Origin of the sequence: Fangia hongkongensis FSC776 = DSM 21703 (assembly GCF_000379445.1) — a bacterium.
In the GTDB taxonomy this organism is placed as follows: Bacteria; Pseudomonadota; Gammaproteobacteria; order Francisellales; family Francisellaceae; genus Fangia; species Fangia hongkongensis.
On the sequence record NZ_KB902244.1, the window covers coordinates 1 to 15,435 of the forward strand.

Below are 15,435 nucleotides of genomic sequence, written 5' to 3' on the forward strand. Positions count from 1 at the left end.
TCCCCTAAAGGGTTGTTGAAGACTACGACGTTGATAGGCTGGATGTGTAAGTGCAGTAATGTATGAAGCTAACCAGTACTAATTGCCCGAGAGACTTGGTTATTACTCTATGATAGATTGTTAAAGCTTTATGCTTAAAAGTTTTGGCGGTAATAGTGCTGAGGCACCACCTAATTCCATTTCGAACTTAGAAGTGAAACTCAGTTACGCCGATGATAGTGTGGCATTCGCCATGTGAAAGTAGGTCACCGCCAAGTTATTCCAAGCCAGCAGGCTTTCATTATTTATTCAATAGCAAAAACAAAAATATACTAGAATCAAGTAAGATTCTCCATGTGAAAACTCTATATTCAATCACAAAAGAATAACACAATAAGCACATCATAAACACTACACTACACAACAAAATATTAATTATACGTTAATAGCACCAAATCATATTTGGGTGCCACACTTATTTGGGTGTGCCGTGTCTTAAAGAAATACTTTAATCTAATACCTAATAGCAGTCTCGTTGGGATAAGAAAGAATTTAATATTGAGTTTGTTTTGAGGGTTTGTTAATGTGAAGCAAACTATCTTACTAATGATCTTGATGTTTAAATCAGATAACGATACACAACTCATTGATGGAAAGGCTGTTGTTATAACACATATTAGCTCTCCTTCTATTCAAGGAATGTTTTTAAATATTGGTGCAGCGGTGCAGTCCTTGCTGGTAAAAGATAAAGATGGTTGCTGGCAGGATATTGTCCTTGGCTTTGATGATTTAGAGAGCTATCTATATAGAAATACGCCTTCACTAGGTGTGGTACATGCGGTCGTAACAAATCGTATTAAAGGTGGCACGTTTACTTTAAATGGCAATAAATACCTTTTAGCACAAAATGCTGATGGTCATGCACTTCATATTGGCAAATTGAGTGATAAAATTTGGCAAGTGGAGCTTGTGGAAGGTCAAAATCAAGTTGAAATTTGCTACTCAATTAATATTGAAGATGGCTATGGGGGTTTGCCGGGACCTTTGACGATTAAGGTGACTTATATTCTTACGGAAGGGGCTTTGAGTGTCTTTTATAAGGTGATAGCTTATAACCAGCCAGTTGTTGCAAATTTGACCAATCACAGCTACTTTAATTTAGATGGAAATATACAACAAGGGCTTAAAAACCATAGGCTGTCTATCAACTCCTCTAAGATCTTGGCAGTTGATGATAGTTTGATTCCAACAGGGGGGTTTGAAAGCCTTGATTCATGTTTGAGGTTCGAGCGTAAGCAGTTACTAGTAAATGAAGAATCCTGTCAGTTGCATCCGTTACTTTTGAAGGCCTCGGGGTATGACTTTCATTATGTTTTTGACAAGCACGCTAGTGCTAAACCTTGTGCAAGCTTATATTCATCTAAAAGTGGTATTGAAATGACTGTGAGAACTGACTGTCCGGGTTTGCAGCTTTATACTGCAAATTTTTTAAGTGGCATAACAGGGAAAGATGCTACAGAGTATACTCCCTATAGCTCCGTTTGTTTAGAAACACAGTATCCGCCTGATGCTATTCATCATCAAGGGTTTGAAAGTATTGTGATTCCAGCGCATTCTGAGCGGGAGAACTATACAAGTTTTCATTTTTCAATACATTAATAAACTTGAATATTGAAACATTAAATAGGATAAGTAGATGAGTAAAATAACAAAAGTGGTTGTGGGAATTGTTGTCAATGAAAATGACAAATCACTCTTGATCGCAAAGCGCCAACATGGAAAAGAGCTTGCCGGGTTTTGGGAGTTCCCAGGTGGAAAAGTTGAAAAAGAAGAACAGCCTCTGGAAGCATTAAAGCGTGAATTATATGAAGAAATTGGCATTATGTTAACTGAAGCAATGCTCTTTACAACGAAACAACATCAGTATAATGACAAAGTGATTGATCTTGCTTTTTTTATTGTATCTGCTTTTGAGGGCATTCCCTATGCAAAAGAAGGGCAAGCTTTAAAAGAAGTTGGTTTTGATGAGTTACATGATTTTCCTATGTTGGAAGCAAATAAAGAGATTATTGATTTATTATGTCAGCGTTATAAAGTCTCTTGATAGACTCTGGGGCTAGGTAAGGGGTTTTGGGTTTGCTTGTTGATTTTTTGTTTTTGCATTGCTAACAATCTCTTGCCACAGAAGGCTAAGCAGCATCATAATGACAGGTCCAAGGTAAATACCAATAAAACCAAATGCTTCAATGCCTCCCAGCACGCCAAAAACAGCAGCTAAAAAATGCATGTTAACATATTTTTCAATAATGGCTGGGCGAATCCAGTTATCAACAATGGTTGAAATAATAAAACCAATAATCAGCACGCTAATAGCGGCAACAAGGTTTCCCTGAACAAGCATAATCAAAAAAATAATCACCTGCACAATTAAAAGTGCAAATGGAATAGCTGTGGCAAGGGCGGTAAAGATTGCGAAAAAGGTTGGATAAGGCAAGGCAAATATATAATAAAAAATACCAAGGACAATGCCTGTTCCAATACCAGTGTAAATCATGCTATCAAGTACGCTTCTAATCACGAGCCTTGATTTTTCAAAATAGGTAGAAAAACTGGAAGCATAAGCCTTATTAATCTCTTTAAAAGAATCAGAGAGGCGAGCGCCATTTAAAAAGATAAAAAACATGATCAACAGCATTAATAAAAAATGCACACTTTGGCGAATGACAATAGCCGCAATTTCACTGGCTTGTTCATAAGGCAAAGTCAGTTTGGATGCAAGTGATTTTAAGCTATCAGGATTTAAAATGTACTGTTCCCATAATGAGTTTAAATGGGGGCCGATCCAAGGTAAATGTGCCAGAGTTGGCGAAATCTTGAGCTGGTTTTCTTGGGCATGTGATAAGAAAACTCCAAGGTTAATAAGCTCATTAATACCAACATACAGTACCCAAAATAATGGAAGAAGAATAATGACAGCAACTAGTAATGTGAAACTTAATGCTGCTATCTTTCGCCGATGCTGAAGTGCCTTCTCCCACCAAGTGTAAAAAGGCCAAACAGAGATGCAAATAATAATCGCCCAAAGTGCAATTTTAATGTAGGGGTAAAGTACCCATATAGTAAGAAGAATAATGGCAATATATAAGATAACAGGAATGGTCTTGCTGATTTTAGGCATAGGTGTTTTTTATAAAGCGTTATTGCTAACAGTGTAGTGAAACTAATAAGTTTTGACAAAGTGAATTATGCCTTCTAGCTTTAATAGTATGATATATCGATAGCATGGAGTGTTATGTATGCATAAATATCAAGGTGGTGATGGAATTGCTTGGTTGTACCGGACAAGTAATCGTTATCAGTGGCATCGTATCTTTGGCGCTTTTTTAGTAATTGTATGCCTTATTACTTGGGTTATGGAGCTTTATGGTTTAGTGGGCGTGTGCCCTTATTGTCAAACACAAAGAACGCTCCTTGGTATACTTGGGATTTTGCTTATTATTGACTCGATTACACTTCATTTTTTGATTTCTATTTTTCTCATTATCCTTGGTATTGATGTTGCTTGCGCACAGATATTTTTACATATTAAAACGGGGTCATTCCCTAATGGGATGTATACTTTATTGGCATGGGGATCGGCCTATTTGTTCCTGATTGTGAGTTTATTTATCATCGCAAGGGTCATTGCAAAGCTTTCCAAGAAAGCACAGCATGAATAAAACAATCGACAAAATCACAGGATATTGATGGAATAACTACCTTTTTAAGGAGAATATTGGTATTCTTGTCGGCAGTATTTTTTTGCAAAAATAACCTAGGATATAACTAATTATGATCTCAAGCATTGCTAATATTGTCGCAAGACAAATTATAGACTCACGTGGAAACCCAACAATTGAAGCTGATGTAATTTTAGAATCGGGCGCTTTTGGCCGTGCAGCGGTGCCTTCTGGAGCTTCTACTGGAACAAGAGAAGCACTAGAGCTACGCGATGGTGATAAGTCGGTATACTTGGGCAAAGGTGTATTAAAAGCAGTTAGCAATGTTAATGGCGCAATTAAAGATGCGCTTATTGGTATCGATGCATTGGATCAAAGACTTGTCGATCAGACAATGCTGACACTTGATGGTACCGAGAATAAAGAAAAATTGGGTGCAAATGCAATTTTGGCTGTGTCATTGGCTTGTGCAAAAGCAGCAGCATCACATTTAAGAAAGCCATTTTATCGTTATTTAATGAACTCAAAAGAGTATATTATGCCCGTGCCAATGATGAATGTGATCAATGGTGGTGAGCATGCTGATAATAATGTTGATATGCAAGAGTTTATGATTATGCCGATTGGTTTTGAGAAGTTCTCAGAAGCACTTCGTGCGGGAAGTGAAATTTTCCATACGCTTAAAAAAGTATTGGCTGAATCAGGTTATAACGTTGCCGGTGTTGGTGATGAAGGGGGTTATGCGCCTAATTTGCCATCTAATGAAGTGGCGATTGAAATGATCTTAAAAGCAATTGAAAAAGCAGGCTACAAAGCAGGTGAAGAAGTGTATATTGCGCTTGATTTGGCAAGTAGCGAGTTTTATAAAGATGGTAAATATGTACTTGCTTCTGAAAATAAAACACTGGATTCAAAAGAATTTGTTGCATACCTTGAACAATGGGTAGATAAATATCCAATCATTTCGATTGAAGATGGTATGGCTGAGAATGATTGGGATGGATGGAAGTTGTTAACTGAAAAACTAGGCAAAAAAGTCCAGCTTGTTGGGGATGATCTATTCGTCACAAATAGCAAAATCCTAAGTGAAGGTATTGAAAAGCATATTGCCAATTCTATTTTGGTTAAGTTGAATCAAATTGGTAGTCTAAGTGAAACTTTTGAAGCAATGGCTATGGCAGCTGAGGCAGGTTATACTTGTGTTATTTCGCATAGATCTGGTGAAACATCAGATACAACTATTGCTGATTTAGCTGTCGCAACAGGTGCTGGCCAGATCAAAACAGGATCGCTTTGCAGATCTGATCGTGTTTCTAAATATAATCAGCTTTTGCGCATTGAAGAAGAGCTTGGTGACAATGCAATATACCCAGGGATCAAAGCATTTAACTTTCTTGATGTAGCTGAAGAAGAGGTGACTACTGAAGAGGTAGTCATTGTTGATGAAGCAAAAGAAGTAAAGGTGGGTAAAACGCAAAATGATTCTCAAAATAATGCTTCTACTGTTGGTGGTGAAGATGTGCCAGCTAAGGAAAAGAAAGAAGCAATACAAGAAAATATCGAAATTGTTATCGAAGATGTAAAGCAAGAAAAAGCAGATAGCGCTGTGACAGTGGAACCTGAAGAGAAAGCATCAAAATAAAATGAGCATACGTTATAGTTTGTTCATTGCGATTTTAGTGCTTGTTATTTGCGTGCTACAATATGATTTTTGGTGGAGCAAAAGTGGATATTTTTCCATGAAAAGCTTACGCCAGTCAGTGGCACTAGAATCATCACAAAATCAAAAGCTAAAGCTGCGTAATGACAAACTATATGCTGAGATTCTATCGCTTCGCCATAGTAATGAAGTGCTCGAAGGAATGGCTCGAGAAAACTTAGGGCTTATCAAAGCCGGTGAAGTTTTCTATCAATTTATTCCAAAAAACCAAATTGCCACAGTATCATTAAAAGAAACTTAGTATGAAAAGAATTGCGATTATTCCGGCTAGTGGAATTGGCTCGAGAATGCATGCTAAAAAGCCCAAGCAGTATTTGTTATTGGATAATGGGATGACGGTGCTTGATACGACGATAGCAAGGCTGCTTGAGAGTCCTTTTTTTGACACATTGATTATTGCTGTTAATCGTAGTGATACTTATTGGAAGCATTCAATCCATACAAAAAATGAGCGTATTAAATTATGCTATGGCGGTGAAGAGCGCTCTGATAGTGTTAGAAATGCATTAATTAGTATTAAAGATATTGCTGAGGATGATGATTGGATATTTGTGCATGATGCTGCACGGGTATGTATTTCACTTGATGATATTAGAAGGTTATATGCCAGCGTTGTCGTTGAGAAATCTATTGGTGGCATTTTAGCCACAAAGGCAATTGACACAGTAAAAGAAGTTAACGATAAGGGTTATATCAGTAAGACTTTACATAGAGAGAAAATATACCTTGCGCAAACACCTCAAGTGTTTCGCTATAAAACCTTATTGATGGCATATTACTTCTGTCTTCATAACAATATTAAAGTGACAGATGAAGCATCTGCCATTGAAGCGCTCGATCATCAGCCAATGGTCATTGAAGGTGATAGAAGGAATATTAAAATTACCACTCCAGAGGATTTGGTTCTAGCAAATTATTTTTTGTCGACGCTCTAGCTATTATCTTGCGGGTTTGCCGGGAGCATTCTAATGGCAACAAGTGCGCTAATAGCAAGTGCTGAGAGAATGACCGCAAGTGGTAATTGACTATGAAGTGGAATTAACGCACTAAGTGCAGTTAAAATACCGGCGCCTAAATTTTGAGTTCCACCAAGAACAGCACCCGCTGTTCCAGCAATGTTCGGAAATGCTTCCAATGCTTTTGTTGTTGCTGTTGGAAAAATAATGCCACAGCCAAAAAAGTAAATTGATCCTGGTAAGATGATCGCAAGTAATTCAACACCAATGAGATAATAAAAACCAACCATGAAAATGCCGCTGGTAATTAACACTAAACAGCCTATGATCAATAAGCGATCCAATGTATAAAATCTTGCAAGCTTCCCAGCAACAAAACTTCCAATCATATAAAATGGTAAAGGAATAATAAATAGAAAGCTTGCAGTTGCTGGTGAGAGTTGTAATATGGATGTGAAAATTGCGCCTGAGCTCACTTCAAATATCGCAATGCCTCCATTTGCTACAATCAATAAAATTAAATTAAGCATAAAATTTGGGTTGGATAGAACAATTTTATATTTCTGCAAAAAGCTGCCCTTTATGCCTTTATATAAATTGGTCTCTTGAAAGAAGAGCATTTGAATGATAAGAAGGGCGATACCGTAAGCGCTTAAGAATAAGAAAATAACTCTCCAGCTATATAGATCAGTGAAAAAACCCCCTAAAATTGGCGCTAGTAATGGTGCGAGGATAAGGGCAATTGCCATAAGGCTATTGGCGCTATGAAGTGCTCGCCCAGAGTATAAATCACGCATCACGGTTCTTGCCATCACACCTGCCACTGCAATGCCTGACCCCTGAATAAAGCTTGCTAGAAGTAAAGTGGCAAAATGCGTTGCAAAAAGAGCGATCAATGAACCTAAAGTGAAAAGTGCAATACCAATTAAAATCAGTGGTTTTCTGCCAAAGTAATCTGACAAGGGGCCGTAGGCAAATTGAAAAAGGCCGTATGGGAAAAGATAGCACGCAATAACTGCTTGCATTCTGCCTGCATTAACTGAGAACTCTTCGGCCATTTGTGACAAAGCTGGAACATAGATCGTGTTTGTCATTTGTCCTGCCGCGGTTAAGATAATGATCAAAAATAAAATGCGGTAGAAGTTTCTGTCAAATTGCGCCATAGCCAGTGATTGCCAAGTTTATTGTGCGGCTATGATAGCTTATTTTTTGTGGAAATAAAGCTTTTAATAAGTATTTACAAGGCGAATAAATAAGATGCATAATGAGACATGCTTTCCTGAATAAATAACATATGACTATTAAAAATCCACCGGCTATTGACCAGAAAAAGGTGATTGCAAAAACAAGACTATTTTGTATTGAAGAGATAAATCTAACTTTTTCAAATGGTCAAAAGCGTGTTTATGAGCGAGTTGGACCAACAACGGCGTTACACCGAGCTGTTTTGATAGTTCCAATGTTAGATGATGAGACTTTTTTATTGGTAAAAGAGTATTCGGTGGGAGTTGAGGATTATACTTTGAGTTTTCCAAAAGGTGCGGTCGATAGTGGAGAGAAGCTCTTTGCAGCAGCTGATCGAGAGCTTATGGAAGAAGTTGGATTTAGCGCAGAGAAATATACTTTTTTAAAAGATGTGTATTTATCTCCCAACTATATGCGTCATCATATTTCTATTGTTAAAGCAGAAGGTTTAAGCGAGAAATCATTGATAGGTGACGAGCCAGAACCTTTAGAAGTTGTAAAGTGTAAACTTTCACAAATTGATGCACTAATTGAGAATCCTAAGTTTATTGAATGTAGAAGTTTTGCTGCGCTTTTATTTATTTGGAAAAATCATTTAGAAAGCGTGAGCGGTTAGTTTTATTTCGCTTAATCTTGACTAAGCTAGAAGTCATCGAAGATAATTGGATGTTAAAATGAAAAAAGTTGCCATCATAGAGCCTATTGGCCAGCCTTTTGAGGTGATCAAAGAAAAGCTCTTTCAATTTGAAGTTCATGAGTTTGATTTAAAAGAAGCATCAGACGATCTTTTGATTGAAACATTGCAGGACTTTGAAGTGATACTGTTAACTTATCGAGTCTTGTCTTCTAAAGTTATTATGGCACTACCAAAGCTTCAGATGATTTCAGTTGCTTTTGCTGGGGTGGATCATGTTGATAGCAAGGCAGTTAAGTCTAGAGGCATCCATTTAACCAATGCAACAGGATATGCCAGTATTGCTGTTTCAGAGCTGGTGATGGGACTTATGGTCTCATTGGCAAGAAGGATCCCGCAAAATAATACAGGCATTCGCGCCGGGATGCTGAGTAATACGGGCAGTGAGCTTCATGGTAAGACGCTTGGGATTGTTGGTTATGGACATATAGGTAAAGCGCTTGAAGTATTGGCTCGCGCCTTTTCGATGAATATTCTTCCTTATAATCACGGCGATGAGTATGCAGCTTTGGAGGCGCTATTTTTTCAATCAGATTATATCTCTTTACATGTGCCGCTTAATGGGCAGACTAAAGGGATGATTAATCAGCCATTACTTTCAAAAATGAAATCAACCGCTTTTTTAATTAATTGTGCAAGAGGTCCTATCGTTGATCATGACTCATTGATCTGGGCGCTTGAAAATAAAGTGATTGCCGGGGCTGCGCTTGATGTGTTTAATCAAGAGCCACCAATTAATAATGAACCGCTCCTTGGGTTTGATAATGTTATCGCAACGTCTCATATTGGGTTTAACACAAAAGAGGCGCTCATTAGAAAAGCCAATATTGCTATAGACAATGTGGTTAGCTTTTATCAGAAAAATTGATCTAGATTCGTATTTTAAGCAAAACGTATTAGGATGATAACAATGCCCGCAATAAATGCAATTGCCCAAAAAAGGGGGATGCGGCTGATTCTATAGTGAAACTCGTGCCCTTGGCGTGAGAGCTTGTATGCAATCACAGCTGGCATCATAAGAAGGAGCACAGCAATACAAACGCCGACATAGCCAATAGCGCTAATAAATAAGTTTGGATCTAATAGATTCACCAAAAGAGGAATAACAAACGTCAATAAAATTGCGATAGCAGTTTTCATCTTTATGTTAAGTTTGTTTAATTTGTAGCTATCAATATTAAAATGGTATAAGCCAAGACTCACGCCAAGATAAGAAGTCATGACTGATATATCAGTGAAAATATTTAAGCTAATAGTCGCCATTGAGGTGGTAATTTTTTCGTGTAAGGCAGATAGAATATCGCCAACATTTGCAGATTCAACGCTAACGTGGTTAAAAATGGATCCCATGAAGCTCACAGGCCCATGAAGGGGTAGTACTCCTAACACAGAAATAAGCCATAAAAAGTACAAAATAAGCGGGATGAGGCTGCCAAAAAAGATAACACGAAAAAGTGCCTTTGCATCTTTATTTAAGTATTCAGTTAAAGAGGGCACGATAATGTGTGAGGTAAATGAGGTGATAATAACAGGCACTGCAATCATTAAGCTGCTACCAAGGGCAATTGGGCTTGCGGTTAAATTTGTGATAGATACAAGCTTCAAAAATAAAAAGCAGACGATGACAAGAAATATTAGCTTAGCGCTGAGCAAGATTCGATTGATAAAGTCCACGGCGCTTACGCCTATAGTGACAATCAGTCCAAAAACAACCACAAATATTAAAGACCAAGCATTTTGCGAGATGCTTTGAGTCAGCGAGTGAAATGCAGAAGATGCTCCTGATATATAGGCAACCGAGATACAATACATTAAAAGGACAAAACTTATCCATGCAATAATTGCGCCAGGCATTCCAAGTGTTTTTTTTGCAATGGAGGCAAAGCTTGAGCTTTTTGGCATAGAGAGTGATATATCCGCAATTAAAAGCGCAGTATAAGTCATAATTAGCCAAGCTATTACCATAATAACGCTGCTAATTAAAAAGCCGAGTTTGGCGGTAATAATAGGGAGTGCCAAAATACCGGCGCCAATTTCTGTTCCAGTCACAATCATAGTGCAGCCAAGTTGCTTGGCAAAGCTGTTGTGTGCATTGGCAGTCATGAAAGTCGTCCTTTTTAAGAGAGTATCAAATACAAAACATTTATAATATAAGCAAACTCAAAACATGCAAGCGTAAATGCTTTTTTTGTCCTATATTTTGACTATTTTTTGTTTCAATAGGGTGGGCTATGCGGTAAATGATATTTTTTTGGATAAAGCGATAAAAGTAAAATTAATGCTAGATTTTTTCAATTTTTAAGTTACAATGGCCTGCATCTGACGATAATAGCAAGTTGGCACCACCTGATTCCATTTCGAACTCAGAAGTGAAACAATTTAGCGCTGATGATAGTGTGGCATTCGCCATGTGAAAGTAAGTCATCGTCAGATTTTTCATCTTTTCAATCGAGTTAGAATTCCAGATTAAATTTCACTTGATACAACGAATTTGTGTTATGATTCCATCATTCAAGATAGATAGAGCTTTAGTTTAATGTATCGTCCTTTACCACTATTTATTGGACTTAGATATTTGCGTGCGAAAAAAAGAAATCAATTTATTTCGATTATTTCTGCCATTTCGTTTGTTGGAATTGCACTTGGTGTTGCTGTGTTGATTACCGTTATGTCGGTAATGAATGGTTTTGATGAGCAAATAAAAGATCGAATCTTAATGATGGTTCCCCCTGTGAAAGTGTATCAAGCTGGTGGCAAGCTTTACGATTGGCAAGAGCTGTCAAATAACCTGAAAGAAAAGTCAAAAGAAATTACAGGGACAGCGCCAGTAATTGAAGGGCAGGGAATGCTCTCAGCAAATGGAACAAATGCCTTTGCCGCACTACAGGGCATTGACCCAAAATATGAAAATGAAGTTGTTCCCATTTCTGAGCATGTAACACAAGGAAAGTTAAGCTCTCTTCAATCTGGGAAATTTAACATTATATTAGGAAAGTATTTAGCACAATCTTTAGGTGTTGGGATAGGTGATAAGGTGACAGTTATCGTGCCTGAGGCCAATCTGACACCAGCGGGGATGGTGCCAAGATTAAAGCAATTTACCGTGTCAGGCATTTTTTCAGTAAGCTACCAATACGATAGCTATTATGCGCTTATTAATATTAAAGATGCAGCCAAATTACTACAAATGGGTAATGCTGTGAGCGCACTTCAATTAGGAGTAAATAATATCTATCAGGCGCCATTTGTGAAGTATTATTTAAACGCTAAGGTATTGCCAGATTTTTTTATTGCGCGAGATTGGACAGATGAAAATAAAAGCTTTTTCCAAGCGCTTCAAATGGAAAAAACAATGATGTTTTTTATTTTGCTTTTGATTATTGCAGTTGCTATTTTCAACCTTCTGTCCTCACTTGTCATGGTGGTAACTGATAAGCGTTCAGATATTGCTATTTTAAGGACAATGGGCATGTCATCAAGGCAGATTATCATGATCTTTATTATTCAAGGTCTTGCTATTGGTGTAATTGGCACGCTTTTAGGGATAGTACTTGGCATTGTTCTATCGCTTAATGCTACTGAAATTGTGAATTGGATACAAGTGATCTTTCATGTGCAGTTTTTAAGTCCAAGTGTTTATCAAATTGATTTTATTCCATCAAAATTAGTTTGGTCTGATATCTATCATGTCGGCATTGCTGCGCTTGTGTTAAGCTTTTTAGCAACGCTTTATCCTGCTTGGAGTGCTTCTCGTGTTCAACCGGTGGAGGCGCTTCGTTATGAGTGATTATGTACTAAGTTGTGAGCATGTATTTAAGAGTTATCAAGATGGTAAAAGCACCATTCAAGTCCTTGATAATGTGAGCTTTCATCTTAATCAAGGTGAGAAAGTGGCGATCTTAGGGCTGTCAGGCTCTGGCAAGACGACATTGCTGAACCTGTTGGGTGGGCTTGATAAGTTAGATAAGGGTGAAATTTATTTAAATGCTAAGCGATTTGATCATTTATCGGCAAATAAAAGAGCTTTGATGCGAAATAGGCATTTGGGTTTCGTTTATCAGTTCCATCATTTGCTGCCTGAGTTTAATGCGCTTGATAATGTTCTAATGCCGCTGATGATGCGCCCAAAAACAACAAAGCGTGACAACACTATTTTAGCAAAGGAGATGTTGGATGCGGTTGGATTATCTCATAGGTTTTATCATAAACCTGCTGCACTTTCAGGTGGCGAGCGCCAGCGTGTTGCAATTGCAAGAGCACTTGTTACCAAGCCAAGTTGTGTGTTAGCAGATGAACCAACGGGTAATTTAGATAGCCATAACTCTGAAAAAATACTGGAATTAATTGAAAAACTAAGCCAAGAATTTTCCGTGAGCTTTATTGTCGTGACACATGATAAACAGTTGGCAGCGAAAATGGATAAAATCTATGTTATTGAGAATGCAAAGTTAGCAGTGTTGTAATTTTAGGTGAGTAGGCTAGTCTAAAGTTATATCCCAAGTTGTTTTGATTTGTCTGATATTGACATAAGGAAGGTGAGAAATGGATGAGTATTATTTGGGCTCTTCAGAAGGTGAATTTAACCGCTTAAAAATACAATCAAATGTTTTTAACAGGACAAGCACCACAATTATCGATCAGTTTTTTTATCCCGGTCTTGATGTTGTTGAGCTTGGCTCTGGCGTGGGTGGTGCAAGCTTTATGATTGCACAAAAGCTGTTAAATGAAGGTAGCTTACGCTGTTTTGAAAGAGAAGAGCGCTATGCTGAGTATCTACAAAATCAAGTCAAGAGCTCGATTTTTACTAATATTGATATTTACCCAGAAGATATTACAACTTATAAACCTAACTTTAGTTTTGACCGACTTTACATAAGAGCAGTACTACATCATTTGAAGGCTCCATTTCCCAGCATTAGTTCATTTATTTCTAGTCTTAAAGTAGGTGGGCTTATGGTGATAGAAGAACCATTAATTCGCTATACAGGTCAACTTCCTACGAATAGCATTTTAATGAAGTGGGGTGAGCTTAATTTTCAACGAATTATGGATGTAGGTGGGAAATTAGCCGTTAGTTTAGATATTGCTGAAAAGTTAAAAGAGTATGTAGAGAAATATGGCTTTAAGGTGATCGTGCAACATATTTCACAGACAAATCTAAAGCTAAAAGAGGAGAAAAGTATTTTAACGCAATGGCTGGATATGCATAGAGATGAGCTCCTTAGAAAGAAGGCAGTAAATCAAAGTGAGTTTGATGATTTATATATACAGATGAAGAAACTAGTTAGCTGTAAGGATGAGCCCGTTTTTTACGTTCCAATGATGCAGATTGTTGCACAAAAAGTAGTGTAGTTTTCTTAATGGCTGGGGCAAATCGCGATAATTTTGAAGGTAATCTCTTTAAAATGTTGATAGCAATGGTAGAATATCCCTAACTTGCTGAGGCGTTATGATATGCCGTATAAATGAATAACCAGGAAAGAGATTATGCCCTTTATTGTTACAGAAGCTTGCATAAAGTGTAAATTAGGCGATTGTGTTGAAGTTTGCCCTGTTGATTGCTTTTATGAAGGACCCAATATGCTTGTTATTAATCCCGATGAGTGTATAGATTGTGCGTTATGTGAACCTGAGTGTCCTGTTAATGCCATTTACTCTGAGGATGAGCTACCAGAGGATCAAATGGAGTTTGTTGAGCTGAATCGTAGATTGTCAGAGAAATGGGAAAATATTGCAGAGAAATGCGATCCCCCTGAAGATGCTGATCAGTGGAAAGAGGTTAAAAATAAGCGCCAATATTTAGAAGAGTAACTACTCTGATGACCCAAATTACTTCACAGCCTTCTCTTGTTATCCTTGATCGTGATGGTGTCATTAATGAAGACTCGGATCAATATATTAAAACAGCGGATGAATGGCAGCCTATTCCAGGTTCTATTAATGCAATTGGACGTTTAAAAGCAAAAAAAATTCCACTTGCTGTTGCGACAAATCAATCAGGGATTGCAAGAGGGTATTTTAGCTATGGTACACTGACTGAAATGCACAATAAGCTGTTTTCTTTATTGGGGGATGCAAAAGATGCAATTTACTATATTGCTATTTGCCCTCATGGTCCTGATGATGATTGTCGTTGTCGAAAGCCAAAAATAGGTCTTTGTGAGGAGATAAGTCAAAAACTATCCATTCCATTATCACAATCTGTGTATTTTGTTGGCGATAGTTTAAAAGATATTGAAGCTGCGATAGCAGCAAATTGTACACCAGTTCTTGTGAAAACAGGCAAAGGAGTAAGAACCTTGGCAACTAAGAGCGCTTTACTCGATGATTGTTTAATCTTTGATAATTTAGAAAAATTTGTGGATTATTTGCAATGAATATTTTGAAACTTTTATGGTGCGCTTTTTTATGGCTTAGACAAATTGTATTTGTCCTATATATGGCCGTGATCACTATTATTTTGGCGAGCGTCACGATACTTTTATATCTGTGTAAGGCGCCTATACGAGTAAGACTCATGCCGGCATGGACATGGTCAAAGCTTGCCTATTTGGGGATGGTGGTTTTGTTGTGGCTTCGTATTAAGGTTGAAGGTAAAAAGAATATACCACAACATGCATGTGTCTTTATTTGTAAACATCAATCTTCTTGGGAAACAGTCATTTTTCATGGGCTGATTCCAAGGGCGTGTTTTGTGCTAAAGCAGGAGTTGTTGAAGATTCCTTTTTTTGGGCAGGGGCTAAAAGCAGTTGATAGTATTGCCATTGATAGAAGCCAGAATTTGAAATCGTTTAAAAAGATTTTACAAAATGGCAAGGCAAGACTCAAAGATGGGCTGAATATTGTTATTTTTCCAGAAGGAACAAGAGTGCCAGTGGGGCGTTATCCTAAGTTTCATAGAACGGCAATGATGCTAGCAAAATCAACAGGCGCTGATGTTGTGCCCGTTGCGCATAACTCTGGTAAATTTTGGCCTAATAAGGCGGGTCTTATTAAACCTGGATGTGTTGTAATTCGTTTTGGTGAGGTGGTATCTTCTAAAAATTTTGATGTTGATGCGCTCAATGAGCATTGCTATAACTGGATTAATGATGAAGTTAAAAAGCTTGGTGCTTAAGGATA

General features: G+C 37.6%; 16 protein-coding genes, 3 rRNA genes and 1 pseudogene. 17 read left to right on the forward strand and 3 right to left on the reverse strand.

Annotation, left to right across the window (positions count from 1 at the left end; all coding sequences use genetic code 11):
- From A37Q_RS0104060 to mutT, 4 genes are all read left to right on the forward strand, one after another.
- Window positions 1-103 (forward strand): 23S ribosomal RNA (locus tag A37Q_RS0104060); the annotation flags it as partial.
- Between the two features lie 39 nt (window positions 104-142).
- A 5S ribosomal RNA gene (rrf, locus tag A37Q_RS0104065) occupies window positions 143-257 on the forward strand.
- Between the two features lie 307 nt (window positions 258-564).
- Window positions 565-1,638 carry an aldose epimerase family protein gene (locus tag A37Q_RS0104070; protein ID WP_154648616.1) on the forward strand — a complete coding sequence of 358 codons (1,074 nt, stop codon included), beginning with the start codon at window positions 565-567 and terminating at the stop codon, window positions 1,636-1,638.
- A 37-nt stretch (window positions 1,639-1,675) separates the two neighbouring features.
- On the forward strand, window positions 1,676-2,083 hold the full coding sequence (gene mutT / locus A37Q_RS0104075; protein ID WP_018299000.1) for an 8-oxo-dGTP diphosphatase MutT: 408 nt from the start codon (window positions 1,676-1,678) through the stop codon (window positions 2,081-2,083).
- Window positions 2,084-2,095: 12 nt separating this feature from the next.
- Here mutT and A37Q_RS0104080 read toward each other — a convergent pair whose 3' ends face one another.
- Complete coding sequence (locus A37Q_RS0104080) at window positions 2,096-3,157, reverse strand: AI-2E family transporter (RefSeq protein WP_018299001.1); 1,062 nt, start codon at window positions 3,155-3,157, stop codon at window positions 2,096-2,098.
- 118 nt (window positions 3,158-3,275) lie between these two features.
- Here A37Q_RS0104080 and A37Q_RS0104085 point away from each other — a divergent pair, with 118 nt between their 5' ends.
- From A37Q_RS0104085 to ispD, 4 genes and pseudogenes are all read left to right on the forward strand, one after another.
- Window positions 3,276-3,698, forward strand: coding sequence for a hypothetical protein (locus A37Q_RS0104085; protein ID WP_018299002.1), 423 nt, complete (start codon window positions 3,276-3,278; stop codon window positions 3,696-3,698).
- Between the two features lie 112 nt (window positions 3,699-3,810).
- A pseudogene (gene eno / locus A37Q_RS0104090) lies at window positions 3,811-5,163 on the forward strand (phosphopyruvate hydratase); the annotation flags it as partial.
- Between the two features lie 178 nt (window positions 5,164-5,341).
- Window positions 5,342-5,659, forward strand: a complete 318-nt coding sequence (locus A37Q_RS0104095) for a septum formation initiator family protein (RefSeq protein WP_018299004.1) — start codon at window positions 5,342-5,344, stop codon at window positions 5,657-5,659.
- A 1-nt stretch (window position 5,660) separates the two neighbouring features.
- A complete protein-coding gene (ispD, locus tag A37Q_RS0104100) occupies window positions 5,661-6,353 on the forward strand; it encodes a 2-C-methyl-D-erythritol 4-phosphate cytidylyltransferase (RefSeq protein ID WP_018299005.1) in 693 nt (230 codons plus the stop codon).
- Here ispD and A37Q_RS0104105 read toward each other — a convergent pair.
- Window positions 6,350-7,537: an MFS transporter gene (locus tag A37Q_RS0104105; protein WP_018299006.1), complete on the reverse strand. Its 1,188-nt coding sequence runs from the start codon at window positions 7,535-7,537 to the stop codon at window positions 6,350-6,352. The two genes, ispD and A37Q_RS0104105, sit on opposite strands and share 4 nt — an antisense overlap.
- A 131-nt stretch (window positions 7,538-7,668) precedes the next feature.
- Here A37Q_RS0104105 and nudE point away from each other — a divergent pair, with 131 nt between their 5' ends.
- Both nudE and A37Q_RS0104120 read left to right on the forward strand, forming a co-directional pair.
- Window positions 7,669-8,235: an ADP compounds hydrolase NudE gene (nudE, locus tag A37Q_RS0104115; protein ID WP_018299008.1), complete on the forward strand. Its 567-nt coding sequence runs from the start codon at window positions 7,669-7,671 to the stop codon at window positions 8,233-8,235.
- Between the two features lie 58 nt (window positions 8,236-8,293).
- Window positions 8,294-9,181, forward strand: coding sequence for a 2-hydroxyacid dehydrogenase (locus A37Q_RS0104120; protein ID WP_018299009.1), 888 nt, complete (start codon window positions 8,294-8,296; stop codon window positions 9,179-9,181).
- 14 nt (window positions 9,182-9,195) lie between these two features.
- Here A37Q_RS0104120 and A37Q_RS0104125 read toward each other — a convergent pair whose 3' ends face one another.
- Window positions 9,196-10,416 carry an amino acid permease gene (locus A37Q_RS0104125; protein ID WP_018299010.1) on the reverse strand — a complete coding sequence of 407 codons (1,221 nt, stop codon included), beginning with the start codon at window positions 10,414-10,416 and terminating at the stop codon, window positions 9,196-9,198.
- Between the two features lie 215 nt (window positions 10,417-10,631).
- Here A37Q_RS0104125 and rrf (A37Q_RS0104130) point away from each other — a divergent pair.
- The 7 genes from rrf (A37Q_RS0104130) to A37Q_RS0104160 all read left to right on the forward strand — a co-directional run bounded on the left by rrf (A37Q_RS0104130) (window position 10,632) and on the right by A37Q_RS0104160 (window position 15,430).
- Window positions 10,632-10,746: ribosomal RNA gene (rrf, locus tag A37Q_RS0104130) — 5S ribosomal RNA — on the forward strand.
- 103 nt (window positions 10,747-10,849) lie between these two features.
- The gene (locus A37Q_RS0104135) at window positions 10,850-12,100 is read left to right on the forward strand and encodes a lipoprotein-releasing ABC transporter permease subunit (protein ID WP_018299011.1); all 1,251 of its coding nucleotides are present in this window, start codon (window positions 10,850-10,852) and stop codon (window positions 12,098-12,100) included.
- A complete protein-coding gene (locus A37Q_RS0104140; RefSeq protein WP_018299012.1) occupies window positions 12,093-12,776 on the forward strand; it encodes an ABC transporter ATP-binding protein in 684 nt (227 codons plus the stop codon). The genes A37Q_RS0104135 and A37Q_RS0104140 overlap by 8 nt, the downstream gene beginning before the upstream one ends.
- Window positions 12,777-12,855: 79 nt before the next feature.
- A complete protein-coding gene (locus A37Q_RS0104145; RefSeq protein WP_018299013.1) occupies window positions 12,856-13,665 on the forward strand; it encodes a methyltransferase domain-containing protein in 810 nt (269 codons plus the stop codon).
- Between the two features lie 135 nt (window positions 13,666-13,800).
- Window positions 13,801-14,124 carry a ferredoxin FdxA gene (gene fdxA / locus A37Q_RS0104150; protein ID WP_018299014.1) on the forward strand — a complete coding sequence of 108 codons (324 nt, stop codon included), beginning with the start codon at window positions 13,801-13,803 and terminating at the stop codon, window positions 14,122-14,124.
- A gap of 8 nt (window positions 14,125-14,132) precedes the next feature.
- Window positions 14,133-14,690: a D-glycero-beta-D-manno-heptose 1,7-bisphosphate 7-phosphatase gene (gene gmhB, locus A37Q_RS0104155; protein WP_018299015.1), complete on the forward strand. Its 558-nt coding sequence runs from the start codon at window positions 14,133-14,135 to the stop codon at window positions 14,688-14,690.
- Window positions 14,691-14,830: 140 nt separating this feature from the next.
- Complete coding sequence (locus A37Q_RS0104160) at window positions 14,831-15,430, forward strand: lysophospholipid acyltransferase family protein (RefSeq protein ID WP_200403459.1); 600 nt, start codon at window positions 14,831-14,833, stop codon at window positions 15,428-15,430.
- Window positions 15,431-15,435 lie beyond the last annotated feature (5 nt).

Bases quoted from the DNA above. Each gene is read 5' to 3' on its own strand.
- A37Q_RS0104105 (WP_018299006.1), bottom strand. From the start codon at position 7,537: ATGGCGCAATTTGACAGAAACTTCTACCGCATTTTATTTTTGATCATT.
- A37Q_RS0104140 (WP_018299012.1), top strand. From the start codon at position 12,093: ATGAGTGATTATGTACTAAGTTGTGAGCATGTATTTAAGAGTTATCAA.
- nudE (WP_018299008.1), top strand. From the start codon at position 7,669: ATGACTATTAAAAATCCACCGGCTATTGACCAGAAAAAGGTGATTGCA.
- mutT (WP_018299000.1), top strand. From the start codon at position 1,676: ATGAGTAAAATAACAAAAGTGGTTGTGGGAATTGTTGTCAATGAAAAT.
- A37Q_RS0104145 (WP_018299013.1), top strand. From the start codon at position 12,856: ATGGATGAGTATTATTTGGGCTCTTCAGAAGGTGAATTTAACCGCTTA.
- A37Q_RS0104085 (WP_018299002.1), top strand. From the start codon at position 3,276: ATGCATAAATATCAAGGTGGTGATGGAATTGCTTGGTTGTACCGGACA.
- A37Q_RS0104095 (WP_018299004.1), top strand. From the start codon at position 5,342: ATGAGCATACGTTATAGTTTGTTCATTGCGATTTTAGTGCTTGTTATT.
- A37Q_RS0104080 (WP_018299001.1), bottom strand. From the start codon at position 3,157: ATGCCTAAAATCAGCAAGACCATTCCTGTTATCTTATATATTGCCATT.
- ispD (WP_018299005.1), top strand. From the start codon at position 5,661: ATGAAAAGAATTGCGATTATTCCGGCTAGTGGAATTGGCTCGAGAATG.
- gmhB (WP_018299015.1), top strand. From the start codon at position 14,133: ATGACCCAAATTACTTCACAGCCTTCTCTTGTTATCCTTGATCGTGAT.
- A37Q_RS0104120 (WP_018299009.1), top strand. From the start codon at position 8,294: ATGAAAAAAGTTGCCATCATAGAGCCTATTGGCCAGCCTTTTGAGGTG.
- fdxA (WP_018299014.1), top strand. From the start codon at position 13,801: ATGCCCTTTATTGTTACAGAAGCTTGCATAAAGTGTAAATTAGGCGAT.
- A37Q_RS0104160 (WP_200403459.1), top strand. From the start codon at position 14,831: ATGCCGGCATGGACATGGTCAAAGCTTGCCTATTTGGGGATGGTGGTT.
- A37Q_RS0104135 (WP_018299011.1), top strand. From the start codon at position 10,850: ATGTATCGTCCTTTACCACTATTTATTGGACTTAGATATTTGCGTGCG.
- A37Q_RS0104125 (WP_018299010.1), bottom strand. From the start codon at position 10,416: ATGACTGCCAATGCACACAACAGCTTTGCCAAGCAACTTGGCTGCACT.